This window comes from Pseudomonas sp. ICBG1301 (genome assembly GCF_016918385.1).
Taxonomy (GTDB): Bacteria; Pseudomonadota; Gammaproteobacteria; order Pseudomonadales; family Pseudomonadaceae; genus Aquipseudomonas; species Aquipseudomonas palleroniana.
Genome location: NZ_JAEKGB010000004.1, coordinates 531,077 through 551,565, shown reverse-complemented (window position 1 = coordinate 551,565; position 20,489 = coordinate 531,077). Strand labels below are relative to the sequence as shown.

20 protein-coding genes are annotated in these 20,489 nt (G+C 62.3%); 3 read left to right on the top strand and 17 right to left on the bottom strand.

All coding sequences use genetic code 11. The annotated features are described in order from the left end of the window. Positions 1-39: 39 nt before the first annotated feature. The 11 genes from mdcH to JBE38_RS12600 form a co-directional block, all read right to left on the bottom strand. A complete protein-coding gene (gene mdcH / locus JBE38_RS12650; protein WP_090368254.1) occupies positions 40-939 on the bottom strand; it encodes a malonate decarboxylase subunit epsilon in 900 nt (299 codons plus the stop codon). Continuing rightward, a complete protein-coding gene (locus JBE38_RS12645) occupies positions 936-1,532 on the bottom strand; it encodes a malonate decarboxylase holo-ACP synthase (protein ID WP_205344395.1) in 597 nt (198 codons plus the stop codon). The genes mdcH and JBE38_RS12645 overlap by 4 nt, the downstream gene beginning before the upstream one ends. After that, on the bottom strand, positions 1,526-2,296 hold the full coding sequence (mdcE, locus tag JBE38_RS12640; protein ID WP_205344394.1) for a biotin-independent malonate decarboxylase subunit gamma: 771 nt from the start codon (positions 2,294-2,296) through the stop codon (positions 1,526-1,528). Before mdcE ends, JBE38_RS12645 begins: the two co-directional genes overlap by 7 nt. Continuing rightward, on the bottom strand, positions 2,293-3,135 hold the full coding sequence (locus JBE38_RS12635; RefSeq protein ID WP_205344393.1) for a biotin-independent malonate decarboxylase subunit beta: 843 nt from the start codon (positions 3,133-3,135) through the stop codon (positions 2,293-2,295). The genes mdcE and JBE38_RS12635 overlap by 4 nt, the downstream gene beginning before the upstream one ends. After that, the gene (locus tag JBE38_RS12630) at positions 3,128-3,427 is read right to left on the bottom strand and encodes a malonate decarboxylase subunit delta (RefSeq protein WP_090368246.1); all 300 of its coding nucleotides are present in this window, start codon (positions 3,425-3,427) and stop codon (positions 3,128-3,130) included. Before JBE38_RS12630 ends, JBE38_RS12635 begins: the two co-directional genes overlap by 8 nt. After that, positions 3,427-4,260, bottom strand: coding sequence for a triphosphoribosyl-dephospho-CoA synthase (locus tag JBE38_RS12625; protein WP_090368244.1), 834 nt, complete (start codon positions 4,258-4,260; stop codon positions 3,427-3,429). Before JBE38_RS12625 ends, JBE38_RS12630 begins: the two co-directional genes overlap by 1 nt. Continuing rightward, positions 4,261-5,931 carry a malonate decarboxylase subunit alpha gene (gene mdcA, locus JBE38_RS12620; protein WP_090368242.1) on the bottom strand — a complete coding sequence of 557 codons (1,671 nt, stop codon included), beginning with the start codon at positions 5,929-5,931 and terminating at the stop codon, positions 4,261-4,263. 259 nt (positions 5,932-6,190) lie between these two features. Beyond that, on the bottom strand, positions 6,191-6,820 hold the full coding sequence (locus tag JBE38_RS12615; protein ID WP_205344392.1) for a nucleotidyltransferase domain-containing protein: 630 nt from the start codon (positions 6,818-6,820) through the stop codon (positions 6,191-6,193). A gap of 350 nt (positions 6,821-7,170) precedes the next feature. Continuing rightward, on the bottom strand, positions 7,171-7,590 hold the full coding sequence (locus JBE38_RS12610) for a hypothetical protein (RefSeq protein ID WP_205344391.1): 420 nt from the start codon (positions 7,588-7,590) through the stop codon (positions 7,171-7,173). Then, positions 7,568-7,798, bottom strand: coding sequence for a polymorphic toxin type 44 domain-containing protein (locus tag JBE38_RS12605; protein ID WP_205344390.1), 231 nt, complete (start codon positions 7,796-7,798; stop codon positions 7,568-7,570). The genes JBE38_RS12610 and JBE38_RS12605 overlap by 23 nt, the downstream gene beginning before the upstream one ends. Before the next feature lie 186 nt (positions 7,799-7,984). Beyond that, entirely contained in the window at positions 7,985-8,224 is a 240-nt protein-coding gene (locus JBE38_RS12600) for a DUF6124 family protein (RefSeq protein ID WP_090368238.1), read from the bottom strand. 509 nt (positions 8,225-8,733) lie between these two features. On the opposite strand from JBE38_RS12600, the gene JBE38_RS12595 reads away from it, so the two are divergent. After that, complete coding sequence (locus tag JBE38_RS12595) at positions 8,734-9,012, top strand: type II toxin-antitoxin system RelE/ParE family toxin (protein ID WP_205344389.1); 279 nt, start codon at positions 8,734-8,736, stop codon at positions 9,010-9,012. Between the two features lie 14 nt (positions 9,013-9,026). Then, positions 9,027-9,314: a HigA family addiction module antitoxin gene (locus tag JBE38_RS12590; RefSeq protein WP_060753449.1), complete on the top strand. Its 288-nt coding sequence runs from the start codon at positions 9,027-9,029 to the stop codon at positions 9,312-9,314. A gap of 93 nt (positions 9,315-9,407) precedes the next feature. Here JBE38_RS12590 and JBE38_RS12585 read toward each other — a convergent pair whose 3' ends face one another. The 6 genes from JBE38_RS12585 to pilG all read right to left on the bottom strand — a co-directional run bounded on the left by JBE38_RS12585 (position 9,408) and on the right by pilG (position 19,233). After that, a complete protein-coding gene (locus JBE38_RS12585) occupies positions 9,408-9,863 on the bottom strand; it encodes a chemotaxis protein CheW (RefSeq protein ID WP_205344388.1) in 456 nt (151 codons plus the stop codon). Continuing rightward, entirely contained in the window at positions 9,856-15,660 is a 5,805-nt protein-coding gene (locus JBE38_RS12580) for an Hpt domain-containing protein (protein ID WP_205344387.1), read from the bottom strand. The genes JBE38_RS12585 and JBE38_RS12580 overlap by 8 nt, the downstream gene beginning before the upstream one ends. A 168-nt stretch (positions 15,661-15,828) precedes the next feature. Then, positions 15,829-17,880, bottom strand: a complete 2,052-nt coding sequence (locus JBE38_RS12575) for a methyl-accepting chemotaxis protein (RefSeq protein ID WP_060753452.1) — start codon at positions 17,878-17,880, stop codon at positions 15,829-15,831. Continuing rightward, positions 17,877-18,401 carry a chemotaxis protein CheW gene (locus JBE38_RS12570; RefSeq protein ID WP_090368232.1) on the bottom strand — a complete coding sequence of 175 codons (525 nt, stop codon included), beginning with the start codon at positions 18,399-18,401 and terminating at the stop codon, positions 17,877-17,879. The genes JBE38_RS12575 and JBE38_RS12570 overlap by 4 nt, the downstream gene beginning before the upstream one ends. A gap of 12 nt (positions 18,402-18,413) precedes the next feature. Further along, complete coding sequence (pilH, locus tag JBE38_RS12565; RefSeq protein ID WP_003234583.1) at positions 18,414-18,779, bottom strand: twitching motility response regulator PilH; 366 nt, start codon at positions 18,777-18,779, stop codon at positions 18,414-18,416. A gap of 46 nt (positions 18,780-18,825) precedes the next feature. Continuing rightward, on the bottom strand, positions 18,826-19,233 hold the full coding sequence (gene pilG, locus JBE38_RS12560) for a twitching motility response regulator PilG (protein ID WP_060753454.1): 408 nt from the start codon (positions 19,231-19,233) through the stop codon (positions 18,826-18,828). A gap of 239 nt (positions 19,234-19,472) precedes the next feature. On the opposite strand from pilG, the gene gshB reads away from it, so the two are divergent. Continuing rightward, positions 19,473-20,426: a glutathione synthase gene (gene gshB, locus JBE38_RS12555; RefSeq protein WP_016976046.1), complete on the top strand. Its 954-nt coding sequence runs from the start codon at positions 19,473-19,475 to the stop codon at positions 20,424-20,426. Positions 20,427-20,489: the final 63 nt, after the last annotated feature.

Here is a 20,489-nt window from a genome sequence, read left to right as displayed (position 1 = left end):
AATTGTTGTTTTTGTACTTCGAATGCCTTGGGTGGGGCTTTATCGGTGGCGGCGTTCCTCCTCTTGCAGCAGGGCCTGCAAGGTGTCCAGGCGCGCGCCTTCATAGGCGATCACCGTGCCTTGCTCGAACACCCGGCGTGACAGGCCGGTCAGCACGGAGCCCGGTGGCAATTCGATTTGCAGGCGCACGCCGCGCTCATAGGCGCTTTGCACGGTGCCGCGCCAGTCGACGATGCGGCACATGTTGAACGCCAGGTCATCGCGCAGTTGCTCGGGGTTGTGGATAGGTCGGGCGCGGGTGCTGCTCAGGTAGGTGATGCGCGGCGCCTTGAGTGCAACGAAGGCTTGTGCCAACACCTGGGCCGGTTGCTCCAGCAGCGCGCAGTGGGACGGCACGCTCACCGCCAGGCGCTTGGCAATGCCGTTGCCCTTGATGCGCTCGGCGACAAGCGCCATCGCCGCGTTGCTGCCGGCAATGACGACCTGGTTGTCGGCGTTGATATTGGCCAGATACACCGGGGTTTGCGGGCTGTGGATAGCGGCCAGCAAGGCTTCGACGGTGGCTAGCTGAGCACCGATGATCGCCGTCATGCCATACCCTTGTGGATAAGCCTGCTGCATCAGTTCGCCGCGCAGGCTGACCAGTCTGACCGCGTCGGCAAAATCCAGGGCACCGGCGATAACCGCGGCCGGATAGGCACCGATGGACAGGCCCGCTACGTAATCGGGTGTGTATTGCAGCTGGCGGGCGTGGGCCACGCCGCTGATCAACAGGCACAATTGCACGGCGCGCGTCGACTCAAGGGCTTGCGCGCAATCGAGTTGGCGAACGTCCTCACCCAAGGCATGGCTGGCTTCATCCAGCACAACGGCAGGCAATGGCTGGAGCATGCCCGGCCGTTGCGCGCCCTGCCCCGGAAACACCAGCAGGCTGCTCATGCCACGGCCTGCCAGGGGTTGAATACGAGGTGCGCACCGCTGACGGTTTTCAACAGCACTCGGCGTGATGGGCCAGCCCATTCGCGTAAAGCGACCGCGCCGAAGGGCGTTTGCAGTTGCAGGTCCACCGCGCACACTGCTGTGTCCAACAATGCCAGCAGGTCCCGCGCGGCATGCCGATCAAGCGGTTCAGGCGTACACAAAATCAAATCCAGATCGCTGTGGGCATGCAGCGCTTCGATGCCGCTGGCCAACTCAAAGCCGGCGCTGCCGCTGACACCCCAGTCCAAAGACGCCAGCAACGGGCGCAGTTGATCAAGCGCGCGCAATGCCGGCACCTGCCGTGACGAGCGCCGCTCACGCAGGGCTTGCGGCGTGACGCTGCGCTGCACCGAGTGCAAGGGCATGGCCGTGGCAAAACGTTGCTCGCGCAAACGCCCACGCACACCGACCGCCACAGAGCCAGGTTCGGCGACGGCGCGACGCACCACCACCGGGTGGCCGGCGCTGATCGCGTCCAGGGCCCAGGCCGGTGCATCGGCAGGCAGTTGCGCCGGGGTCATGCCCCAGAGCAAATCGTGCGCGTTCACCATTGCTCCCGCAGCAGTTGGCGTACGTGGCTGGAGGCGGCGCGATTGGCGGCGCCCAGGCGCCCGCTCAAATCGGTGCTGGCGATATCCTTGATCGCCTGCACCAGGCAGTCGCTGACCCGCGCCACGTCATCCGCAGTAGGCTGTTCGATCCGGCTGACCGACAGCGTCTCCCAGAGCAGACCGAGGCTGGCATAACTGTCGATGTCATAGGCCATGGGCGGCACGCTGGCAGCCAGGGTTTCCAACTCTTCGACGCTGCGCAGGGTCACCCGCGCGGCAGAAGCTTTGCCCATGGCATGCACCATCACACCCGGGTCGCGCAGGGCGATCAAGCGATTGGCTTGGTAGCCGTGGGCGAGAAACGCACCCGACATAGCCTTGCCCACCAAGAGCGCAATCACCGGGTGCCCGGCCAAGCGAGCGCGGGCGTAACTGTCGGCGGCGGCGGCCAGGGCCTGATGAATACCGAGGGCTTCTTCGCGACGCCCGTAGGCTTGGCTGGGCACATCGACGATGGCAATGATCGGACGCCGGTCGCCACGGGCGATGGCGTCATCCACCGCCTTGGCCAGGCCCCAGCCTTCGAGCAAGCCGACTTCCCCATGGCGGGCACGGGCAAAGCGGTTTTGTGGGTCGGTGACCACGGCGATAAAGCGCACGGCTTGCCCGCCCAAGGCAACGTCGGCGACCCTCAATGAAGCCGGCAAGCCCTCAACAGGCGTCGCCCCGGCGCTCAATGCGTTGAACCACTGCAAGCCTCTCATGGGCGTTCTCCTTGATACAGCTTGCGCACCGTCGTCGGATCGATCTGCGGCGTGGCGTCCAGTTCGGCCAGGCGCGCCAAGTAGTACTCGGCCTGACGGCTGCGCTGTTGAGCGGGTAAGCCTTGTTGCAGCAGCGCGGTGACGGTCTGCTGGATCTGCACGGCATCGTCCGCGACATAGCGGTCGGCCAGGCCACTGTTAAAGCGTTGCTCCCCTCCGGTGAGGCTCCAGATGAAAGGCCGGTCACGGGAGTCATACTCATCCAGGCCCGCTTCCTGCTCGATCACTTGCGGGCCGTTCAGGCCCAGGCGGGCTTCACGGGTGACAACGAGGTAGCTGCACAGCCCGGCCGCGATGGACATGCCGCCAAAGCAACCGACACTGCCGGCCACCACGCCGACCACGGGCTGGTACTGGCGCAGGTCGACAATCGCCGCGTGGATATCGGCTATCGCGGCCAGGCCCAGGTTGGCTTCCTGCAGGCGCACGCCACCGGTTTCCAGCAACAGCACGGCACGCGTGGGCACACCGTTGCGGTTGTCTTCGGCCGCCAGCTCCAAGGCGCCAGCGATTTTTGCGCCACCGACTTCACCGAGGCTGCCGCCCTGGAAATTCCCTTCGATGGCCGCGATCACTACCGGCAACCCGGCCATGCTGCCCTTGGCGATCACCACGCCATCGTCGGCCTGGGGTACCACGCCCTGGCGACTGAGCCAGGGCGACATCACGCGCTGGAACGGATCGATCAGTTCGCGCAGGGAGCCGGCGTCCAGCAATGCCTTTGCCCGCTGACGAGCGCCCAATTCGACGAAGCTGTGTTTAGCCAGCAAGTCAGTCATGCCCGACCTCCTCGAAACCCTGCTCCAGGCGCAGCCGCACCACGCCGGGCGTCGCGCCGAAATCGTGAATATCAATGTGCAACGCCGGTGGCGTCTGCTCCTGGAAAATCCGCTCAAACAGGTGACGCCAACGTTGTTCGGCGCCATTCACCGAGGTTTGCACCTGGATCGTCAGCGTGCCCGCCGTGCCTGGCTCCAGCAGCACTTCCAGGTCTCCCGAACCGACACATCCCACCAATGCACGACCTTTGGGCGGCGCCCCGGCGGGGAATTCAAAGGATAAGGTTTCCATCACAACGCTCCGTCGAGGCGGTCGATAAACAGGCAGGCGGCCAACAGGTCGGCAGCGCCGCCGGGGGAGGCATTCAGGGCCAGCAGTTGCAGGTCCAATTCGTGCAGTCGGCGGCGCCCGGCGAGGGTGGCGCTGCCGCCGGCCTCCAACACGGCTTGGGCACCCTGCTGCATGGCGCTGATCCCTTCAGGGCCGGCACGGTAGAGCACGCAGGTGTCGGCCAGCTCGGTCATGATCGCCAACAGCGCGTCCAGCCGAGCGTTCTGCTCACCGACGTTTTGCAGGCGGCTTGTACGCAGTTGCGGCAAGCCGCGTTGCATCACCGAAGGGAAGCCGAGCTGGGCTTCCTCGCGAGCACCACGCGCGCCGTAACGTTGCGCAACTTGTACGCCGTGGCTCAAGGGCTGCGGCGCATAGCGGTCATTGAGCAGGGCCAGCCTGGCGGCAGTCAGCGTGACAGCGCGGGGTTGCAACGCGGCGGCGGCGGTGAGCAGACCGAGCGCCCAGATCGCCCCACGATGAGTGTTCACGCCTTGAGTGGTGATCAGCATCGCTTGCTCACCTTCGCGACCAATCTGCCCAAGGGCTTCGCGCAGGGGCAGGCCGATTTCATCGAATTCGATCGCCGCCTCGGCCATGGCCTTGAACATCGGCCACAACGACAACGCCGAGGCGTGCATCAGGCCCAGGTGCAGATCGCTGTGGGCGCCGTTGCCGCGACGGTCCACCAAGGCGGGTTTGGGCGACAGGTCGGCCTCATCGATCAGCGCATCGACGGCCAGGTCGGCCAGTCGATCGGCAAGGCTGAGTTCATGCAGTTTGAGGGCGCGCATTTACCAGCTCCTGAACTTGGCGGGCGGGTTGTACAAACCACCGGACCACTCCACCAGATCGGCCACGCTCTTGGCGGCCAACAGCTCGCGGGTGGCGTCGGTACGGCGGATGCCGAGGTCTTCGGGCAAGGCGATCAAACCTTCACGACGCATGCGTGCGGTGTCCTTGGGGTTATGGCGCATGCCGATGGCCGTTACGCCTGCAACGGCGGCGATCATCGCTTGGCGCTCTTCCAGCGAGCGCGCCTTGTACAGGTAGGCAATGCCTTCTTCGGTGAGCAGGTGGGTGACGTCATCGCCGTAGATCATGATCGGCGCCAGCGGCATGCCGCTTTTACGGGCGACTTCCACCGCATCCAGCGTGTCGACGAAGGTGGGTTTGCCGCCTTCCTGGAAGGTCTCGACCATTTGCACCACGAGTTTTTTGCCGCGCTCAAGCAAGGCTTCCGGCGCGTCGTCGTGGCGCATATCCAGCCAGGCCGGTGTGCCATGCCGGCGGCCGCGTGGGTCGTGGCCCATGTTCGGCGCGCCACCGAAACCGGCGAGGCGGCCACGGGTGACGGTGGAGGAATGCCCATCGCCGTCCACTTGCAGGGTGGCGCCGATAAACAGGTCCACCGCGTATTGGCCGGCGAGTTGGCAGAACATCCGGTTGGAGCGCATCGAGCCATCACGGCCGGTGAAAAACACATCGGGCCGTGCGGCGATATAGTTTTCCATGCCCAGCTCGGTGCCGAAACAATGCACGCTCTGCACCCAGCCGCTTTCGATGGCCGGGATCAGGGTTGGGTGTGGGTTGAGGGTCCAGTTACGGCAGATCTTGCCTTTGAGACCGAGGGATTCGCCATAGGTGGGCAGAATCAATTCAATCGCGGCGGTGTTGAAACCGATCCCGTGGTTGAGCGACTGCACGTTGTGTTTTTCGTAGATGCCACGGATCGCCATCATCGCCATCAGCACATGCACCGGCTTGATGTGACGCGGGTCGCGGGTAAACAGCGGTTCGATGTAGAACGGCTTGTCGGCCACCACCACAAAATCCACCCAGCTCGCCGGGATATCGACGCGGGGCAAGTCAGTAACGTCGTCCACCAACTGATTGACCTGCACGATGACGATGCCATCGCTGAACGCAGCGGGCTCGATCAAAGCCGGGGTGTCTTCGGTACTCGCGCCGGTGTAGATGTTGCCGGCGCGGTCAGCCATGAAACCGGCGGAGAGCACCACGTTGGGGATCAGGTCCACCACCAGTCGCGCATAGAGTTCGATGTAGGTGTGAATCGCGCCGATTTCCAGCAGGCCATCTTCCAGCAACTGGCTGATGCGCAGGGATTGGGTGCCGGCGAAAGAGAAATCCAGCTTACGGGCGATGCCTTTTTCAAACAGGTCCAGGTGCTCGGAACGGCCGACACTGGGCATGATCATGTGCAAATCGTGGAGCTTGGCCGGGTCGGCCTTGGCCAGGGAGCGCGAGAGAAAATCGGCCTGCTTCTGGTTGTTGCCTTCCAGCACGACACGGTCGCCGGGGAGGATCAGGGCTTCAAGGGCCTCGACGATTTTGTCACTGGCCAACACGGCCCCGTCTGCGTATTGCCGGACCAACCCGAGGCGCCGCTGCTTCTCGTCGCGCCGCCGCGTCCAGCGCGAGTCGGGGGTGATTGTTGTTGTCATGGTCGCTCCACGAGGATTGCTGTCGTGGGCTGTACCTTAGGAGTGAAACTGGGGGGTATCAATCAAGCTGGTCGTTGGACTGTTACGCTTGGGTTAACGATAACCCGAATGAATACAGGCCTTCACTTTCTGTGGGAGGTTCGCGGTTTTCCAGTACTCCCACATTTGATCAAGTCATTCCCACTGATAGCTCGCCAACAGATACTCCACGCTACTCAGCAATGTCGTCGCGCCGTCGATCACAGCCTTTAGGCCACCACTACGTTGCAGGTTCTCCAGGTTTGCCTTGTTGTCCATCCGTGGGTTCCAGGGGGTTGTCCCCAATCAGGTTGATCTTGTCCTGCTGCATGACCCGCCGTACAAAACTGTTCCCCGCATGCCATTTGCCTATCCAGTCTTCAGGGGTGTAAAGCGTCGGGTTGATGGTGCGGCCCAGCTGTTCTTCCAGCGGCATCAACTGCTCCATGACTTCACTGTAGTTGAGGCTTTCGCCAACCAACATGAGATCTATGTCACTGGATGAGTGCGCCTCGCCCTTGGCAATGGAACCGTAGATAAAGGCCCAGGTTATCTGTTCGGCAAACGGTGTCAGTGCATTGCGCAATGGCTCGTCCAGGCTCAAGGTTTTGCGCACGATGGCCAACAACTCCGAGTAAATCGGACATTGGGGGTTGGCTTGGTAGTGGGTCTGATTGCCCTGGCGCGTCATGCTCAAGATACCTGCCAACTGCAAACGCTCCAGCTCACGGGTGAGACTGCCCTTGCCCACTTGGGCCCAGCGTGCGATTTCATTGGTAAAGAAACTTTGATCGGACTTGCCGTAAAGCAGGCCAAGCACTTTTTGCTGAGTGACGGTAAAGAGCACAGTGCTGAGCGGCAAGGTATGCATGAAGGCGGCCAGAGAGTCCCAAAAAGGGAACGATAGGTCCCATTTTGGGAACGATCAAGTTTTAAAGCACAAGGGATCTCCCGCGCACAGCCGCAATCACAAGTACAGCAGACATAAAAAACGCCCACTGAATGGCCATAGACGCTGGTGCGCCCACGTGCTCAAGGCAAAAACACTTCCTGTAGTGAGCGGGCTTGTCCCGCGCTGGGTGGCGAAGCCGCCCCAACAGGGACGCTGGGGTGTTTCAGATAGACCGAGGCGCCTGGGTTTGGGGCGGCTGCGCCACCCAACGCGGGACAAGCCCGCTCACTACATTGAATATTGCAGGCCCAACGCGCAGCATCGGTCAATCACAACGCCATCACCACCTTGACTCCTCCAAGGCTTTCAAGAACGTAGCTGCTGTACTCATACACTCGCCCCCGAACATCCAAGCGAAGCACGCCCTCATGCCCACTGACTTGCACAGTGGGCTCCTGGGTTTTCAGAAAGGGATGCGCCGAGACCAATGTCTTGAGTAGTTCCTGATCATTTCCCAGATCCTTATGCACGTAGTACCTGTAGGAAAAACCCACCGTCGCGCCCCCCTGACCATCCCGAGCGCCGTAGATAGAGGTGCCGTTACCCAGGGAATACTTGAGTACTACCTCATCCAACTGCGGCGTACCGGAGCTCATCAACCAACTGATCGCCAAGTACCCGAGACACATCACCAGCAGCCCGTTGAGCAGGCCTTGAGCCGGCCATTTAATATCCTTGGCTTTTCGCATATTCGATACCCTCCTTGATCCAGTGCTGGTCAATCTGATCATCGCCGTACGGCGCGTCTCCCCACCAGTCTCCAAACTCCGCCCGGGACGTCCCCGCCGCCTTTTGCGCAGCACCGGCCGCTCGCAACAGCACGCCTTCCGGAATGCCCAGCACCGTGCCGGTAACCCCATAGTTGAAGTTGCCGAACGCCTTTGGCTGTCGATGCAAAGTGCCTACGACCTATGGCATGCCTAGGTCTGGAAACGAACATATTTGTGTGTGGGAGGGGGCTTGCTCCCGATGGCTTGCTACCTGTCGATACATCCTTGGCTGACCCACCGCTATCGGGAGCAAGCCCCCTCCCACACTCGCTCAGTGGTGTTTGTCAGTAAGCAGTCCCGCAGAGGGACCGCTTCACACTTCCGGCGACGGGCTGACTTGCTCCAGCGCACGATCCACCAACAACTGCCCCAACTCCACCATTTGCTGGATCCCGAGCATAACGGCGCGCTGGGACGTGTCCAGGTCAAAAGCCAGATTGCAGGTGAGAACGTTGAGGGAGGACAGGGTTTCGCTGGCGTTGACCAGCAGGGTTTCGGTGTTTTGATGAGGGTTTACGGTGAAGATTGGTGGGTGAGGCGTAGGTTTGATCATGATTCGCAGCTCCGATATGGGATGGAAACTGCCCTCTTCCGCTTGCACGCGAATTAAGGTGGCAGCCGTGCGCAGGTGTGCAAGACCGGGCATATCGGACCCCGGCAGATTCCGAAGAATCTCCCACGCACAGCCGCCATAACAAGTACAGCAGACATAAAAACGCCCACTGAATGGCTATGGGCGCTGGTGCGCCGACATGTAACCGGACTTGCACGTCCGTGTCACCGTTTTTTGCGATGACGGGACGAAGACTAGGCGCGCCGACTGCACGCGACAAGTTCATGCACGGCCCAAAATCTTGCAGGAAAAATCCTGAGCAACCGCCTCCCCTCATTACCCCTACAGGCAGCAAAGAATGCTCCGACAGGCTTTTCAGGTTGTTGCTCGGAACTCGCCTCTCTAGCCTTTTCCATCCGAATCGTGCCACGGGCAGGCATCATGAATCCGACTGTTAAATTCGATGCAAGGTCATTGCAGGGCGTGATGCATCACATCACAATTACGCCATGATCGTCAGCTGGAAACATAAGGGCCTTAGGGCCTTCTATGAGACCGGTTCAACCAGAGGCATCAACGCAAACCATGCAAAGCGCTTGCGCCGTGTTCTGCTCATTCTGGACAAAGCCGAGCACCCTGATGCGCTGGACATGCCTGGCTGGCGCTTCCATCGTTTGAAGGGCGACCTGATCGACTACTGGTCCGTCAGCATAAGTGGTAACTGGCGCATCATTTTTCGGATGTTCGACGACCAGGTCGAATTGGTCGATTATCTTGACTACCACTGAGTGGAGGTATCGATATGGGTATGCACAACCCACCTCACCCAGGTGAAATTCTGCTTGAGGATGTGGTTCCCTCGCTGGGTATCACTATCACGGAAATGGCGCGGCGCCTCGGCTTCGCGCGAGAAACCTTTTCAAGGATCTTGCATGGCCGCGCCCCGGTCAGCCCGGACCTTGCCGTTCGGCTGGAACGGGCCGGCGTAAGTACTGCCCAGTTATGGTTGTCGATGCAAAGTGCCTACGACCTGTGGCAGGCCGAACATCGGGAGCAGCCGGTGATTGAGCGGTTTGTGCGGCCTGAGTAGCAAACACGAACGTACAGACGCAGCAGATCAACCGGCCCGCGACGTGGCCTCCCCCCACACGTTGATTCGTACAAGGCCTGAAAACAGAGCAATTCAGGCCAGGCCGGACTCGACCAGCAGCGCTTCCAGCCCCACCAAGTCCGGCACCTTCGCCACATGCTCCCCCACCTGCACCGCCGCCAACTCCAGGGGGCACAGGGGGACGTCCACATAGCTCAACTGGCTGTCGAGCTTGTACGAGCGGGGAATCCCCTGGATCACCATCGCAATGAACTTCAATGTCGGCCGCCCACCCAGCGTATTCAGCACGACGATCCGCGAGCGTTCGCTTGTGACGATGGCTTCACCGCACACCGCTTCAAAACTGATCAGCGGCAACTGCCGATCACGCCAGGTGACTTGCCGCAAATACCAAGGGGGTGCATCGCTGGCCGGTTCGCCGCGTTGGAAGTCGATGAGTTCGGCCACGGCGACGTTGGGCAACACCAGGTGGCGGTCAGCCAGAGGTAGCAGCAGGCCGGTGACTAGGCTGGCACGGTGGTCAAGCATGGGACTTGCTCCAATAGGCGATGCTTTCCAGCAGCACCGACTCTTGATACGGCTTGCCGAGGTAGTCGTTGACACCAATGGCCATGGCGCGATCGCGGTGTTTCTGGCCGGTGCGCGAGGTGATCATGATGATCGGCAGGCGCATCAGGCGCGGGTCGTTGCGCACCTGCATCGCCACTTCAAAGCCGTCCATGCGCGGCATTTCAATGTCGAGCAGCATCAGGTCCGGCGTGTGTTCTTCAAGCACGGCAATGGCATCGATGCCGTCCTTGGCAGTGAGGACGTTCATGCCGTTGCGCTCCAGCAGGCGGCTGGTGACTTTGCGCACAGTGACCGAGTCGTCCACCACCAGCACCAGCAGCGGGCGCTTTTTCAGCGGGTCGTTGAGCACCAGCGGCGCATCGACCACCTGGGCCGGCAAGGCCGGTTGCCGGGCGCGGATATGGGCGAGCAAGTCGATGATCAGCACCACGCGTCCGTCACCCAGGATCGTCGCGCCGGACAAACCCTGCACGCCCGCAAACTGTGGCCCCAGGGCTTTCACCACGATCTCTCGCGTACCGGCCATGGCGTCCACGTGTACCGCCACGTGACGTTCATTGCATTGCACCAGCAGCACCGGCACCGGCTGGTACTGGCCGAGCAATTTCGGGCGGGCGCCGGTATGCAACAGATCGCCAAGGTAAAACAATTCGTAGCGCTGGCCGGCGTATTCATAACTCGGTGGGTCTTGCTGATAGTGCCCCGCCAGTTCATGGGGCAGCACGCGCACCAACCCCTCAATAGTGTTGAGCGGGATCGCGTATTGATCGTCGGCGCATTGCACCATCAGCGCACGGTTGACCGAGACGGTAAACGGCAGGCGAATACGGAAGTGCACGCCCATGCCCGGTGTCGAGTCGATCACCATCGAGCCGCCCAGTTGGCGCACTTCTTCATGCACCACGTCCATGCCGACGCCTCGCCCGGAAATCTGCGTGATTTTTTCCGCAGTGGAAAAGCCTGGCTGCAAAATGAACTGCAACACATCACGGTCGCTCATCTCCTGCTGAGGAGCCAGCAGGCCGCGCTTGATCGCCTTGCGCCGCACCGCGTCCAAGGGTACGCCGGCGCCGTCGTCGCGCATGTCGAAGACAATATCACCGCCTTCGTGGGTCAGGTCCAAGGTGATGCGGCCCTTCTCCGGCTTGCCGGCCAACAGCCGTACCTCGCGCGACTCCAGGCCATGGTCGACGGCGTTGCGCAACATGTGTTCCAGCGGCGCCACCATGCGTTCCAGCACGTTGCGGTCCATTTCGCCTTCGGCATTGCCGACCACGAACTCCACGTCCTTGCCCAACTCCTCCGCCACCTGCCGCACGATACGCTTGAGGCGCGGCAGCATCCGTTCAAACGGCACCATGCGCGTGCGCATCAAGCCTTCCTGCAACTCGGTGTTGATGCGGGCTTGTTGCTGCAACAGGTTGTGGGCGTCCTGATTGCGGCGGTCGAGGGTTTCCTTGAGGTCCAACAGGTCGAACGCCGACTCCGACAGCGCTCGCGACAATTGTTGCAGCTGCGAATGGCGGTCCATTTCCAGCGGGTCGAACTCCTCATAGCCCAGGCGCTCGGCCTCGGCCTGCTGGTGGCTGAGGATACGGCCCTGGGTTTCAGTCTCGAGGCGACGCAACTGGTCGCGCATGCGCTCGATCGTGGTCTCCACCTCATTGAGGGCAACGCGTGCGTCGTTGACTTGCTGCTCGATGCGCCCCTGCAGGATCGAAGTTTCGCCGGCCAGGTTAACCAGGTCGTCCAGCAGGTCGGCGGAGATTTTCACCATATCCGCCGCAGGGTCGACCGCAGCCTCGGTCTTGCCGCCGGGCAAGGCGACCGGTACCGGCGGCTCGTCGCCGGCCTGCACCAGGCTTTTGATGCGCCCGATGAGCTTGTCCACCGACCCTACCGGCAACCCCTGTGCCACGGCGTCGATCATCTGCGCCAGGCGGTCATGACAGCCTTGCAGTAACGCGAACAGTTCGGCGGAAGGCGCCAGCTGGCCGGCGGATAACCCTTCGCAGAGAAATTCCAGTTCATGCGCCAAGTCGCCAATCGGCGCGATTTCGACCATGCGTGCACCGCCCTTGAGGGTGTGCAGGTCACGCAGCAGGGTTTCCACTTCCTGACGATTACTCGGCTCAGCCTGCCAACGCGCCAGTGCACTGCCGGAGCTGTCGAGAATATCGGCGGCTTCTTCGAGGAAGATATCCAGCAGCTCAGGGTCGGCACCCTGGGTGGGCGCTGCCGTGGCGGCAGCGGGCGCAGTGCTGCCCTGGCGCAATGTGCGCACCCTGGCGACCAGCTCGCCGCTGTCGCTCAAGGGCTGGTGGTGCTGCAGTTCTTCGAGTTGCAAGGCCAGCCGCTCGTGGCAGGCCATCAGCACCTGGGACAGCTCGGTGGAATAACTGTAGCGGCGGTCCACCAGGCCCTCATAAAGGCCCTCCAGCTCATGGGCCAGGTCGCCGATCGGCCCTATTTCGGCCATGCGTGCACCGCCCTTGAGGGTGTGCAGATCGCGTTGTAATGACGACAACGGCGCGGCACTGTCGGGCTCCAGCAACCAGCGCTTGAGCGATTGCCCGGCGCTGTCGAGGATATCGACCGCTTCTTCCAGGAAGATCTCGACCAGTTCATCGTCCACGGCCGTGTCATGGTCGAGCCTTGCAGTCGCGGCGCCCAGTTCGGTAATGCTCGGAGCGCGGCTGCCGTCACGTTTGATCAGGCCGGTGGCGGAGGGGTCGAGGGCTTCATCCAGCAGCTCGCGCAAGGCTTCGACCCGCGCCGGTGCCGGGCTGATTTCCTGGCCGGCGGCCAGTTGGTCGAGCATGTTGATCAGCGCTTCATGGGCCTGTTCGGCCTCCTGGAAAAACCGTTCGCTGACCGCCAGGCTGCTCTCTTCCACGGCGCCATACAGGTCGAGCAAGGCTTCGCAGAGTGCGTCGATGCTGTGCAGGTCGGCGTCGTGTGCGCCCTCGCCCAGGGTGGTCAATTCGTCCAGCAGCGCCGTCAGTTCCTGGCGCTCGCCAGGGTGCTGCTGCCAGCGCCGTAACAGGCTTTCGGCGTCGAGCAGGATATCCATGCCCTGGGCCAGGAAGTTGGTGATCAATTGCGGGTCGCGCTTGGTACGCAGACCAGTATTGGGTGCGTCGAGCAACGCTTGCAGTTGTTGATCGAGCAGGCCTTGGGTACGGCTGATCAGGTCTTGCGCGCCTTTTATCGGCGCCAGGGGGTCGCTGTCCAAATCACGCAGCCCACGCTGGAACAAGCCTTCGGCCTCCAGCAGCAACTCCACTTCGTCCAGGTCCAGCGGCAGGCGGTGGGCTTTGTATTCACGGGTCAGGTGGTCAAGGGGGCGCGCCAGTTCGGCGATGGGTAGCACACCGGCCATATAGGCACTGCCCTTGAGCGTATGCAGGGCGCGTTGCAGCTCATCGCTGACTTGCAGCGGCACGTGTTCGGCGGCCTGTTGCAGGAACTGGTTGAGGCTCTCGAGATGGCTCTGGGCTTCGTTGCGGAAGATCTCCAGCAACAGCGGGTCATGCGGTTCGGCGCCGCTGGCCAAGGCATGGGCGCGGGCCGCCAGGGCATCGACTTCATCGCGCTGGCGCTGCTCGTCGTTGGCGAAGTCGGCGACCAGTGTCGGCAACAGGGCCACCGCTTCATCCAGCACCTGTTGCACTTCAAGGCCAAGGGTCACGCTGCGCTCCAGGACCCGATTGAGCAGGTTTTCCACCGCCCAGGCCAGCTCGGCCAGGACCAGCGCGCGCACCATGCGACCGCTGCCCTTGAGGGTGTGGAACGCCCGGCGCATTTCGCCCTGGGCGGTTTTGTCGGCGCTGTCCGGCAGGTAGCGGTGCAACACCTCGAGCACTTCGTCGACTTCTTCGAGGAAGACCTCGCGCAGCTCATCGTCAATCGGTTCTTCGTCGGCCGGTGGCGGCAGCAAGCTGCCGGGGCGGTGCAGGGCCGGCGGGTTCAAGCGCGAGGCCGGGCTGGCCAACGCATCGAACTGGGACTGGCTGGGGATGATCTCGGCCGACAGCGCCCCATCGGGCGCGACCAGCGCCTGGCGCCAGGGCTTTTCGGCAGGCAGGTAGCCCAGCGCGGCCAGACCCTGGGTCGCCAGCTCAAGCACCCGCTCACCCGAAGCGTCAGGGTCCTGGAGCATGCGCTCCAGGTAGTATTCCAGGCTGCTGACCACCTCGGCAAAGTGCCCCAATTGCACCTCGGCAGGTGGGCTGTCGCTGAGCATCAACTGTTCGTCGACGTAATCCGAGCAACCCCGCATCAGGCTGGCCGCCCGTGGCAGGGGAATCATCGCCAGGGCACCGCGCACCTGGCTCAACAGCTGCGGCAGCGACTCCAGGCGCTGGCGGTCCCAGGCCGCTTCGATGCAGTCGATGACCAGCTCCTGCGCTTGCCGCAGGCATTGGCAGGATTCGCGGATCACCAGTTGGTGAATCTGGGTCAGGTCGGTCGTGGGCAGACGGCTTTCTTCACGGCTTTGCGGTTCCACGGTGCCGACCATGCCCGCCAGGGTGGCCTCGACGTACAGCAAGGCGCCGGCGACATCCATCAGCACCGCATCGTTGGGTTCACGCTGCCCCTGGACAAGGCTTAGGACCACGGCCAATTGATCGATGATCACCTTTCGCGGTTGACCAAACCCGAGTACCGCCAGGGTATCGGCAATCTGGCGCAGCGGTGCCAGCAACGCATCAAGGTCGCTGGTGTGTTGCCGGTCGCTGCGCACGAACAGATCCAGGCGCTCCTTGACCCGCACCAGCTCTTCACACAAAGCGCCGAGTACCGAACCCATGCCGTCGCGATCCGGCCCGGCCAGGCGCGCACGCTCGGCATCAACCACGGCACTGTCGGGCAAGGCTTCGTCCAGGCCGTAGCGTTCCTTGAGGCTTTGCATGCGCGGCGTCGGCCGAGTGACCTTGGCCACGTAGAACAGCAGGCTCCTGAGCAGTTCATCCGGTGCCGGCTGGTTGATCCCGCCGATCCCCTGGGCCAGCAGGCGCTTGAGTTGTTTGTCGCTGGCCTTGAGCAGGCTGCGCAAAGCCGGGCTGTTGGCGATCACCCCGGTGAGCATGCCTTCGACCAGCGCCGAGGTGACCTGCCACAACGGCAACAACGGCGCGCCTTGGCACAACGCTTCGAGGCGCGCAAAGACCCGCGCCATGTCCACCAGGTTACTGGGGCCGTGATCTTCACGCAGCAGGCCGGCCAAGGCTTGTTGCAGCAGTTGGTGCCACTGGCGCAGTTGCTCATGCAGTTCAGGCGGCGCACGTTGCGCCAGGACCTCATCGCTCAACGGCGCAATCGTCAGCAGTTGCGGACTGAACAGGCTGGTTTCCGACAGTAGGCTTTCACCGCGCGCGCTGCGCAGGTCGTTGAGCAGCGGCAGTACCACCAGCGGCAGGTCACGCCGGGCACTGTGGACGCGGTCCAGATACAGCGGCAATTGGCCGAGGGCCTGTTGCAGCAGGCGGATGCTTTCATCGCGCTGGCCGACACGCCCAGCCTGGAACGCCAGGGCCAGCTCTTCGAGCTCTTCGGCGAGCAAGGCGGCACCGTAGAATTCGACCATTTGCAGCGCACCCTGCACTTGGTGGATGCCGGCCAGGCACTCGTCGATGGCTTCGCTGTCGCCGGTTTCGACAAATGTGTCCAGCGCCGAACGAGCCTGTTTCAGGGTTTCGGCAATGTCGCCCTTGACCCATTCGAGGGCCACGTAGTCGTGCCGATCAACCATAACTGCTCCGCTTAGAATTCATGAGTGGCTGGTGTTCTTGAAACCTGTGGCCTGCGGCGGCCAACTGTGGGAGGGGGCTTGCTCCCGATGACGGTGGTTCAGCCAATGGCTCAGGTGACTGATGCACCGCCATCGGGAGCAAGCCCCCTCCCACAGTTGCATCGCGTTTCAATCATCAGTTTGCTTGGCCGCCGGCAAGGTGAACCCGGATACCGACCTGCGCAACTGGCTGGCCATTTTCGCCAGGTTGCCAATGCTTTCAGCGGTGGCGGTGGAACCCGACGACGTCTGGGTGGTGATCTGCTGGATCACGTTCATGGTCAGGGAAATCTGCCCAGCCGACGACGTCTGCTGTTGCGCCGCGTTGGAGATGCTCTGGATCAGCGCCGCCAGGGTTTTCGATACGCCCTCGATCTCTTCCAGCGCGACGCCGGCGTCCTGGGCCAGTCGCGCGCCACGTACCACTTCGGTGGTGGTCTGTTCCATGGAGATCACGGCTTCGTTGGTGTCGGCCTGGATCGCGCGCACCAGGGTCTCGATTTGCCGCGTCGCGGCCGACGAACGCTCGGCCAGCCGTTGTACTTCATCGGCCACCACCGCAAACCCGCGCCCGGCATCCCCGGCCATGCTCGCCTGGATCGCGGCGTTGAGGGCGAGGATGTTGGTCTGGTCGGCGATGTCGTCGATCAGGCTGACAATATCGCCAATTTCCTGGGACGACTCACCCAGGCGCTTGATGCGCTTGGCGGTGTCCTGGATCTGTTCGCGGATGTTGTCCATGCCGTGGATGGTGTTGTGCACCACCTCGTTGCCCTTGTTGGCAATCTCCACCGAGCGCTCGGCCACCGCCGAGGATTCGGCGGCATTGGCCGACACCTGATCGATGGACTGGGCCATTTGCTTGATTGCGGTGGAGGCCTCGGCGATCTGCTGGGCCTGGTGCTCCGAAGCCTGGGCCAGGTGCATGGCGGTGGCCTGGGTGTCCTGCACCGCACCGGCCACTTGCCCGGCCGTGAGGTTGATGGTGGCGACCAGGTCGCGCAATTGGTCCACGGAATAGTTGATGGAGTCGGCAATGGTGCCGGTGAAATCTTCGGTCACCGAGGCCGTGACGGTCAGGTCGCCGTCGGCCAAATCTTCGATTTCATCGAGCAGACGCATGATCGCGTTCTGGTTGCGCTCATTCTTTTCGGCGGTTTCATGCAGCTGCCGGTTGGTTTCGCGCACCATCACCAAGCCGATCAGGATGATCGAAGTCAGCGCCAGCAGGCCCAGCACGTAGCCGCCAATGGTGTCGAGGCTGCGCCCGCCGGCGAGGTTTTCAAAGCCGGTGGCCAGGTGCGAGGCTTCATCGAGCAGGGTTTGCGAAAGGTTGAAGATATTGCTCGCCGAGGCCCGTACCTGGAACAGTTGCGGCGAGGTTTCAAGGATCTCATCCACGGAGCCGGAGACGAACTCGAACAGCTCGGCAATTTCCGCCAGCCGCGCCCGGGCGTCGTGGTCCTCGACCTGGCTGATGCGCAACCCCGGGTTGCCCTGGAGCATGCCATTGAGCACTTCGCCGAAACGGTTGGCATCGCGGCCAAAGGCATCGGCGGCCTGTACCGAGGTGTCGTCGCCGGCCAGCACGGTATTCACCGCGCCGAGGATACGTTCGGCCAACAGCGACTGGCGCTGGGCCAACACCACCTGGCTGGCCGGGGCGCCGCGTTGCAGCAGGATGTCGACGACTTTTTCCGACTCCATCTGCAACTGCGGCACCGTCTCGGCCAGGGTCGCAGCCACTTGGTGCAGGGACAGCACGGTCTGTTCGCTGGCAAGGATCGCGTCAGTATTTTTCAGCAGCGCTTCCCAGTCGGTCTGCACCGCACGCATTTCGGCACGCACGGCGTGGGGTGCCGCCGGCAGGCCGGTTTGCGGGTCGCCTTTTTTCAGGTAACCCCAACGCTGGGCAAAGTCATTGCGCGCATCGCCCAGCAACTTGAACGCCGCGGCCTTGCCGGCGGCGGCTTCGGTGGCGTTCTTGGCAATACGCTGCGACAGCACGCGCAATTCACCGGCGTGGCCGATGTACTGCTTGTCGTAGGTGGACTGGGTGTTGAGGTACGCAAAGTTGGCAAACAGCAGCATGATGAACACGATCAACGCGATAAACAGCACGATGATCTGCGAACGGCTGCGCGACCCAGCCTCGGGTTTGGACGTGGTAGCGGTGGTCATGCGGCAACATCCATGAAACCTGGGGCCTGGGCCAAAGCGAAGGGGCTGAAGACCTGCCACGGCGGGTCGCCGTCGAACTGGCCTTGAATATACGGCGCGCCGGGGTTGGCGCTCGCCATCAATGCGTCTTGCGCGAAATGCTGCATGCCCACCACCTCATCCACCAGCAGACCGACGAACAGGTCGTTGAACTCCACCACCAGCACCCGCCGCTGCTTGGGTGCCGGTGACCGCTCAAGGCCGAGGAACCCACCCAGATCCATCACCGGCAGCAGGCGCCCGCGCAGGTTGGCCACGCCCTTGACCCAGGGTTTGACCCCGGGCATCAAGGTGCAACGCGGTTCATGCAGCACCTCGGCGACTTCGCCCATGGGCGCCACATAACCGTTCGGCCCCACGCGAAAGGCGATCCCGCTCCAGCGCTGCTGGCGGGTTTCCTGGGACGGCAGGTCGGCGGCCAGCAGGCGGCAGCGGCGGTCGATGTCCAGCAGCAACTCGAAGGCGGTTTGCGACTCGGTCATGATGGTGAACCGTCAGCCGGCCAACACCTTGTTCAGGGTGGCGATCAGGGTGTCTTCATCCACGGGCTTGGTCAGGTAATCCTTGGCGCCCTGGCGCGCGCCCCAGATCTTGTCGGTTTCCTGGTCTTTGGTGGTGATGATGATGATCGGGATGCCGTTGGTTTCCGGCTCCTTGGACAACTGACGGGTGGCCTGGAAGCCATTGAGGCCCGGCATCACGATGTCCATCAGCACGGCGTCGGGTTTTTCCTGGCGGGCCAGGGCCACGCCGTCCGCGCCGTTTTCGGCTTTCAGTACCTGGTGGCCATGCTTTTCCAGCATGCCGGTCAGTTTGTACATTTCGGTCGGCGAATCGTCGACGATCAGAACACGTGCCATGGTTTTCCCCATTACTTTGATGGATGCCGGCCCTTGTGAGGCGGTATCAGTGTGCTTGTTCTACTGCGGCGAAGGCAGGCACGTAGGCCTTGATCGCGCTCAGCAGCTCTTCCTTGCTGAAAGGCTTGGTCAAAAACTGATCGACACCCACGATACGCCCCTTGGCCTTGTCGAACAGGCCATCCTTGGAGGACAGCATGATCACCGGGATCGACTTGAACGCCGGGTTGTTCTTCACCAGTGCGCAGGTCTGATAGCCATCCAGGCGCGGCATCATGATGTCGACGAAGATAATGTGCGGGTGATGATCCACGATCCGCGCCAAGGCATCAAAACCATCGATGGCCGTGATGACCTCGCACCCCATGTTCTTCAACAGGGTCTCGGCGGTGCGGCGGATCGTTTTCGAATCGTCGATCACCATCACTCTCAAGGCGTGGGAATGCTGTTCCATATCTGCTCTACCATCGCCACAGCGAATCGGTTTTCGGTGTGTACTGCCTGATGTTGCACAGGATGAACGCCAGAAGCCTTGGAATTGGAGGGCTGCTGCGCCGTGGCAGTCTTTTTAGCACAGTCTCAGGGCGCAATCTATCGAGCGGCCCGCCCAGTGGTTTTTCCTTGACCCACAACAGCCGCAGCGCCACTCTGACGCCACTTTTATGCGCCCTTATTTGCTAGAGGAAATCCCCCATGAGCGTTCGCGTCGGCATTGTCATGGACCCTATCGCCAGCATTTCCTATAAAAAGGACAGCTCGCTGGCCATGCTCCTGGCCGCCCAGGCCCGCGGTTGGACGTTGTTCTATATGGAGCAGCGCGACCTGTACCAGGGCGACGGCGAGGCCCGCGCACGCATGCGCCCGCTGCAGGTGTTTGCCAACCCTGAGAAGTGGTTCGAACTTGCGGACGAAATCGACAGCCCGCTGAGCGATCTGGATGTGATCCTGATGCGCAAGGACCCGCCGTTCGACATGGAATTCGTCTACTCCACCTACCTGCTGGAGCAGGCCGAGCGCGCCGGGGTACTGATCGTCAACAAGCCGCAGAGCCTGCGTGACTGCAATGAAAAGCTGTTCGCCACGCTGTTCCCACAGTGCACGCCGCCGACCGTGGTCAGCCGTCGCGCCGATGTATTGCGTGAATTTGCCGCCAAGCACGGTGACGTGATCCTCAAGCCGCTGGACGGCATGGGCGGTACGTCGATCTTCCGCCACCGCGCCGGCGACCCGAACCTGTCGGTGATCCTGGAGACCCTGACCGCCCTGGGCACCCAGCAGATCATGGGCCAGGCCTATCTGCCGGCGATCAAGGACGGCGACAAACGCATCCTGATGATCGACGGAGAACCGGTGGACTATTGCCTGGCACGCATCCCGGCGGCGGGCGAGACGCGCGGTAACCTGGCGGCCGGGGGGCGCGGTGAAGCGCGCCCTCTGTCGGACAAGGATCGCTGGATTGCAGCCCAGGTCGGCCCCACCCTGCGTGAAAAGGGCCTGCTGTTCGTCGGGTTGGATGTCATCGGCGAAAACCTCACCGAAATCAACGTCACCAGCCCGACCTGCATTCGCGAGATCGACAATGCTTTCGGCACGAATATCGGCGAAATGCTGATGGCGGCGATTGAGCGCAAGCTACAAGCCAAGTGACATAGAACAGCCGGACACAAACCAACATTGCGTTATCATGCGCCACCTGTGAAACGCGCGATG

Coding starts and splice junctions, on each gene's coding strand:
- JBE38_RS12615 (WP_205344392.1), bottom strand. CDS start 6,820: ATGCATACCTTGCCGCTCAGCACTGTGCTCTTTACCGTCACTCAGCAA.
- JBE38_RS12610 (WP_205344391.1), bottom strand. CDS start 7,590: ATGCGAAAAGCCAAGGATATTAAATGGCCGGCTCAAGGCCTGCTCAAC.
- pilH (WP_003234583.1), bottom strand. CDS start 18,779: ATGGCACGTGTTCTGATCGTCGACGATTCGCCGACCGAAATGTACAAA.
- pilG (WP_060753454.1), bottom strand. CDS start 19,233: ATGGAACAGCATTCCCACGCCTTGAGAGTGATGGTGATCGACGATTCG.
- JBE38_RS12580 (WP_205344387.1), bottom strand. CDS start 15,660: ATGGTTGATCGGCACGACTACGTGGCCCTCGAATGGGTCAAGGGCGAC.
- JBE38_RS12585 (WP_205344388.1), bottom strand. CDS start 9,863: ATGCTTGACCACCGTGCCAGCCTAGTCACCGGCCTGCTGCTACCTCTG.
- JBE38_RS12595 (WP_205344389.1), top strand. CDS start 8,734: ATGATCGTCAGCTGGAAACATAAGGGCCTTAGGGCCTTCTATGAGACC.
- JBE38_RS12600 (WP_090368238.1), bottom strand. CDS start 8,224: ATGATCAAACCTACGCCTCACCCACCAATCTTCACCGTAAACCCTCAT.
- JBE38_RS12590 (WP_060753449.1), top strand. CDS start 9,027: ATGGGTATGCACAACCCACCTCACCCAGGTGAAATTCTGCTTGAGGAT.
- mdcE (WP_205344394.1), bottom strand. CDS start 2,296: ATGAGAGGCTTGCAGTGGTTCAACGCATTGAGCGCCGGGGCGACGCCT.
- JBE38_RS12635 (WP_205344393.1), bottom strand. CDS start 3,135: ATGACTGACTTGCTGGCTAAACACAGCTTCGTCGAATTGGGCGCTCGT.
- JBE38_RS12630 (WP_090368246.1), bottom strand. CDS start 3,427: ATGGAAACCTTATCCTTTGAATTCCCCGCCGGGGCGCCGCCCAAAGGT.
- JBE38_RS12570 (WP_090368232.1), bottom strand. CDS start 18,401: ATGACCGAGTCGCAAACCGCCTTCGAGTTGCTGCTGGACATCGACCGC.
- JBE38_RS12575 (WP_060753452.1), bottom strand. CDS start 17,880: ATGACCACCGCTACCACGTCCAAACCCGAGGCTGGGTCGCGCAGCCGT.
- mdcA (WP_090368242.1), bottom strand. CDS start 5,931: ATGACAACAACAATCACCCCCGACTCGCGCTGGACGCGGCGGCGCGAC.
- gshB (WP_016976046.1), top strand. CDS start 19,473: ATGAGCGTTCGCGTCGGCATTGTCATGGACCCTATCGCCAGCATTTCC.
- JBE38_RS12625 (WP_090368244.1), bottom strand. CDS start 4,260: ATGCGCGCCCTCAAACTGCATGAACTCAGCCTTGCCGATCGACTGGCC.
- JBE38_RS12645 (WP_205344395.1), bottom strand. CDS start 1,532: ATGGTGAACGCGCACGATTTGCTCTGGGGCATGACCCCGGCGCAACTG.
- mdcH (WP_090368254.1), bottom strand. CDS start 939: ATGAGCAGCCTGCTGGTGTTTCCGGGGCAGGGCGCGCAACGGCCGGGC.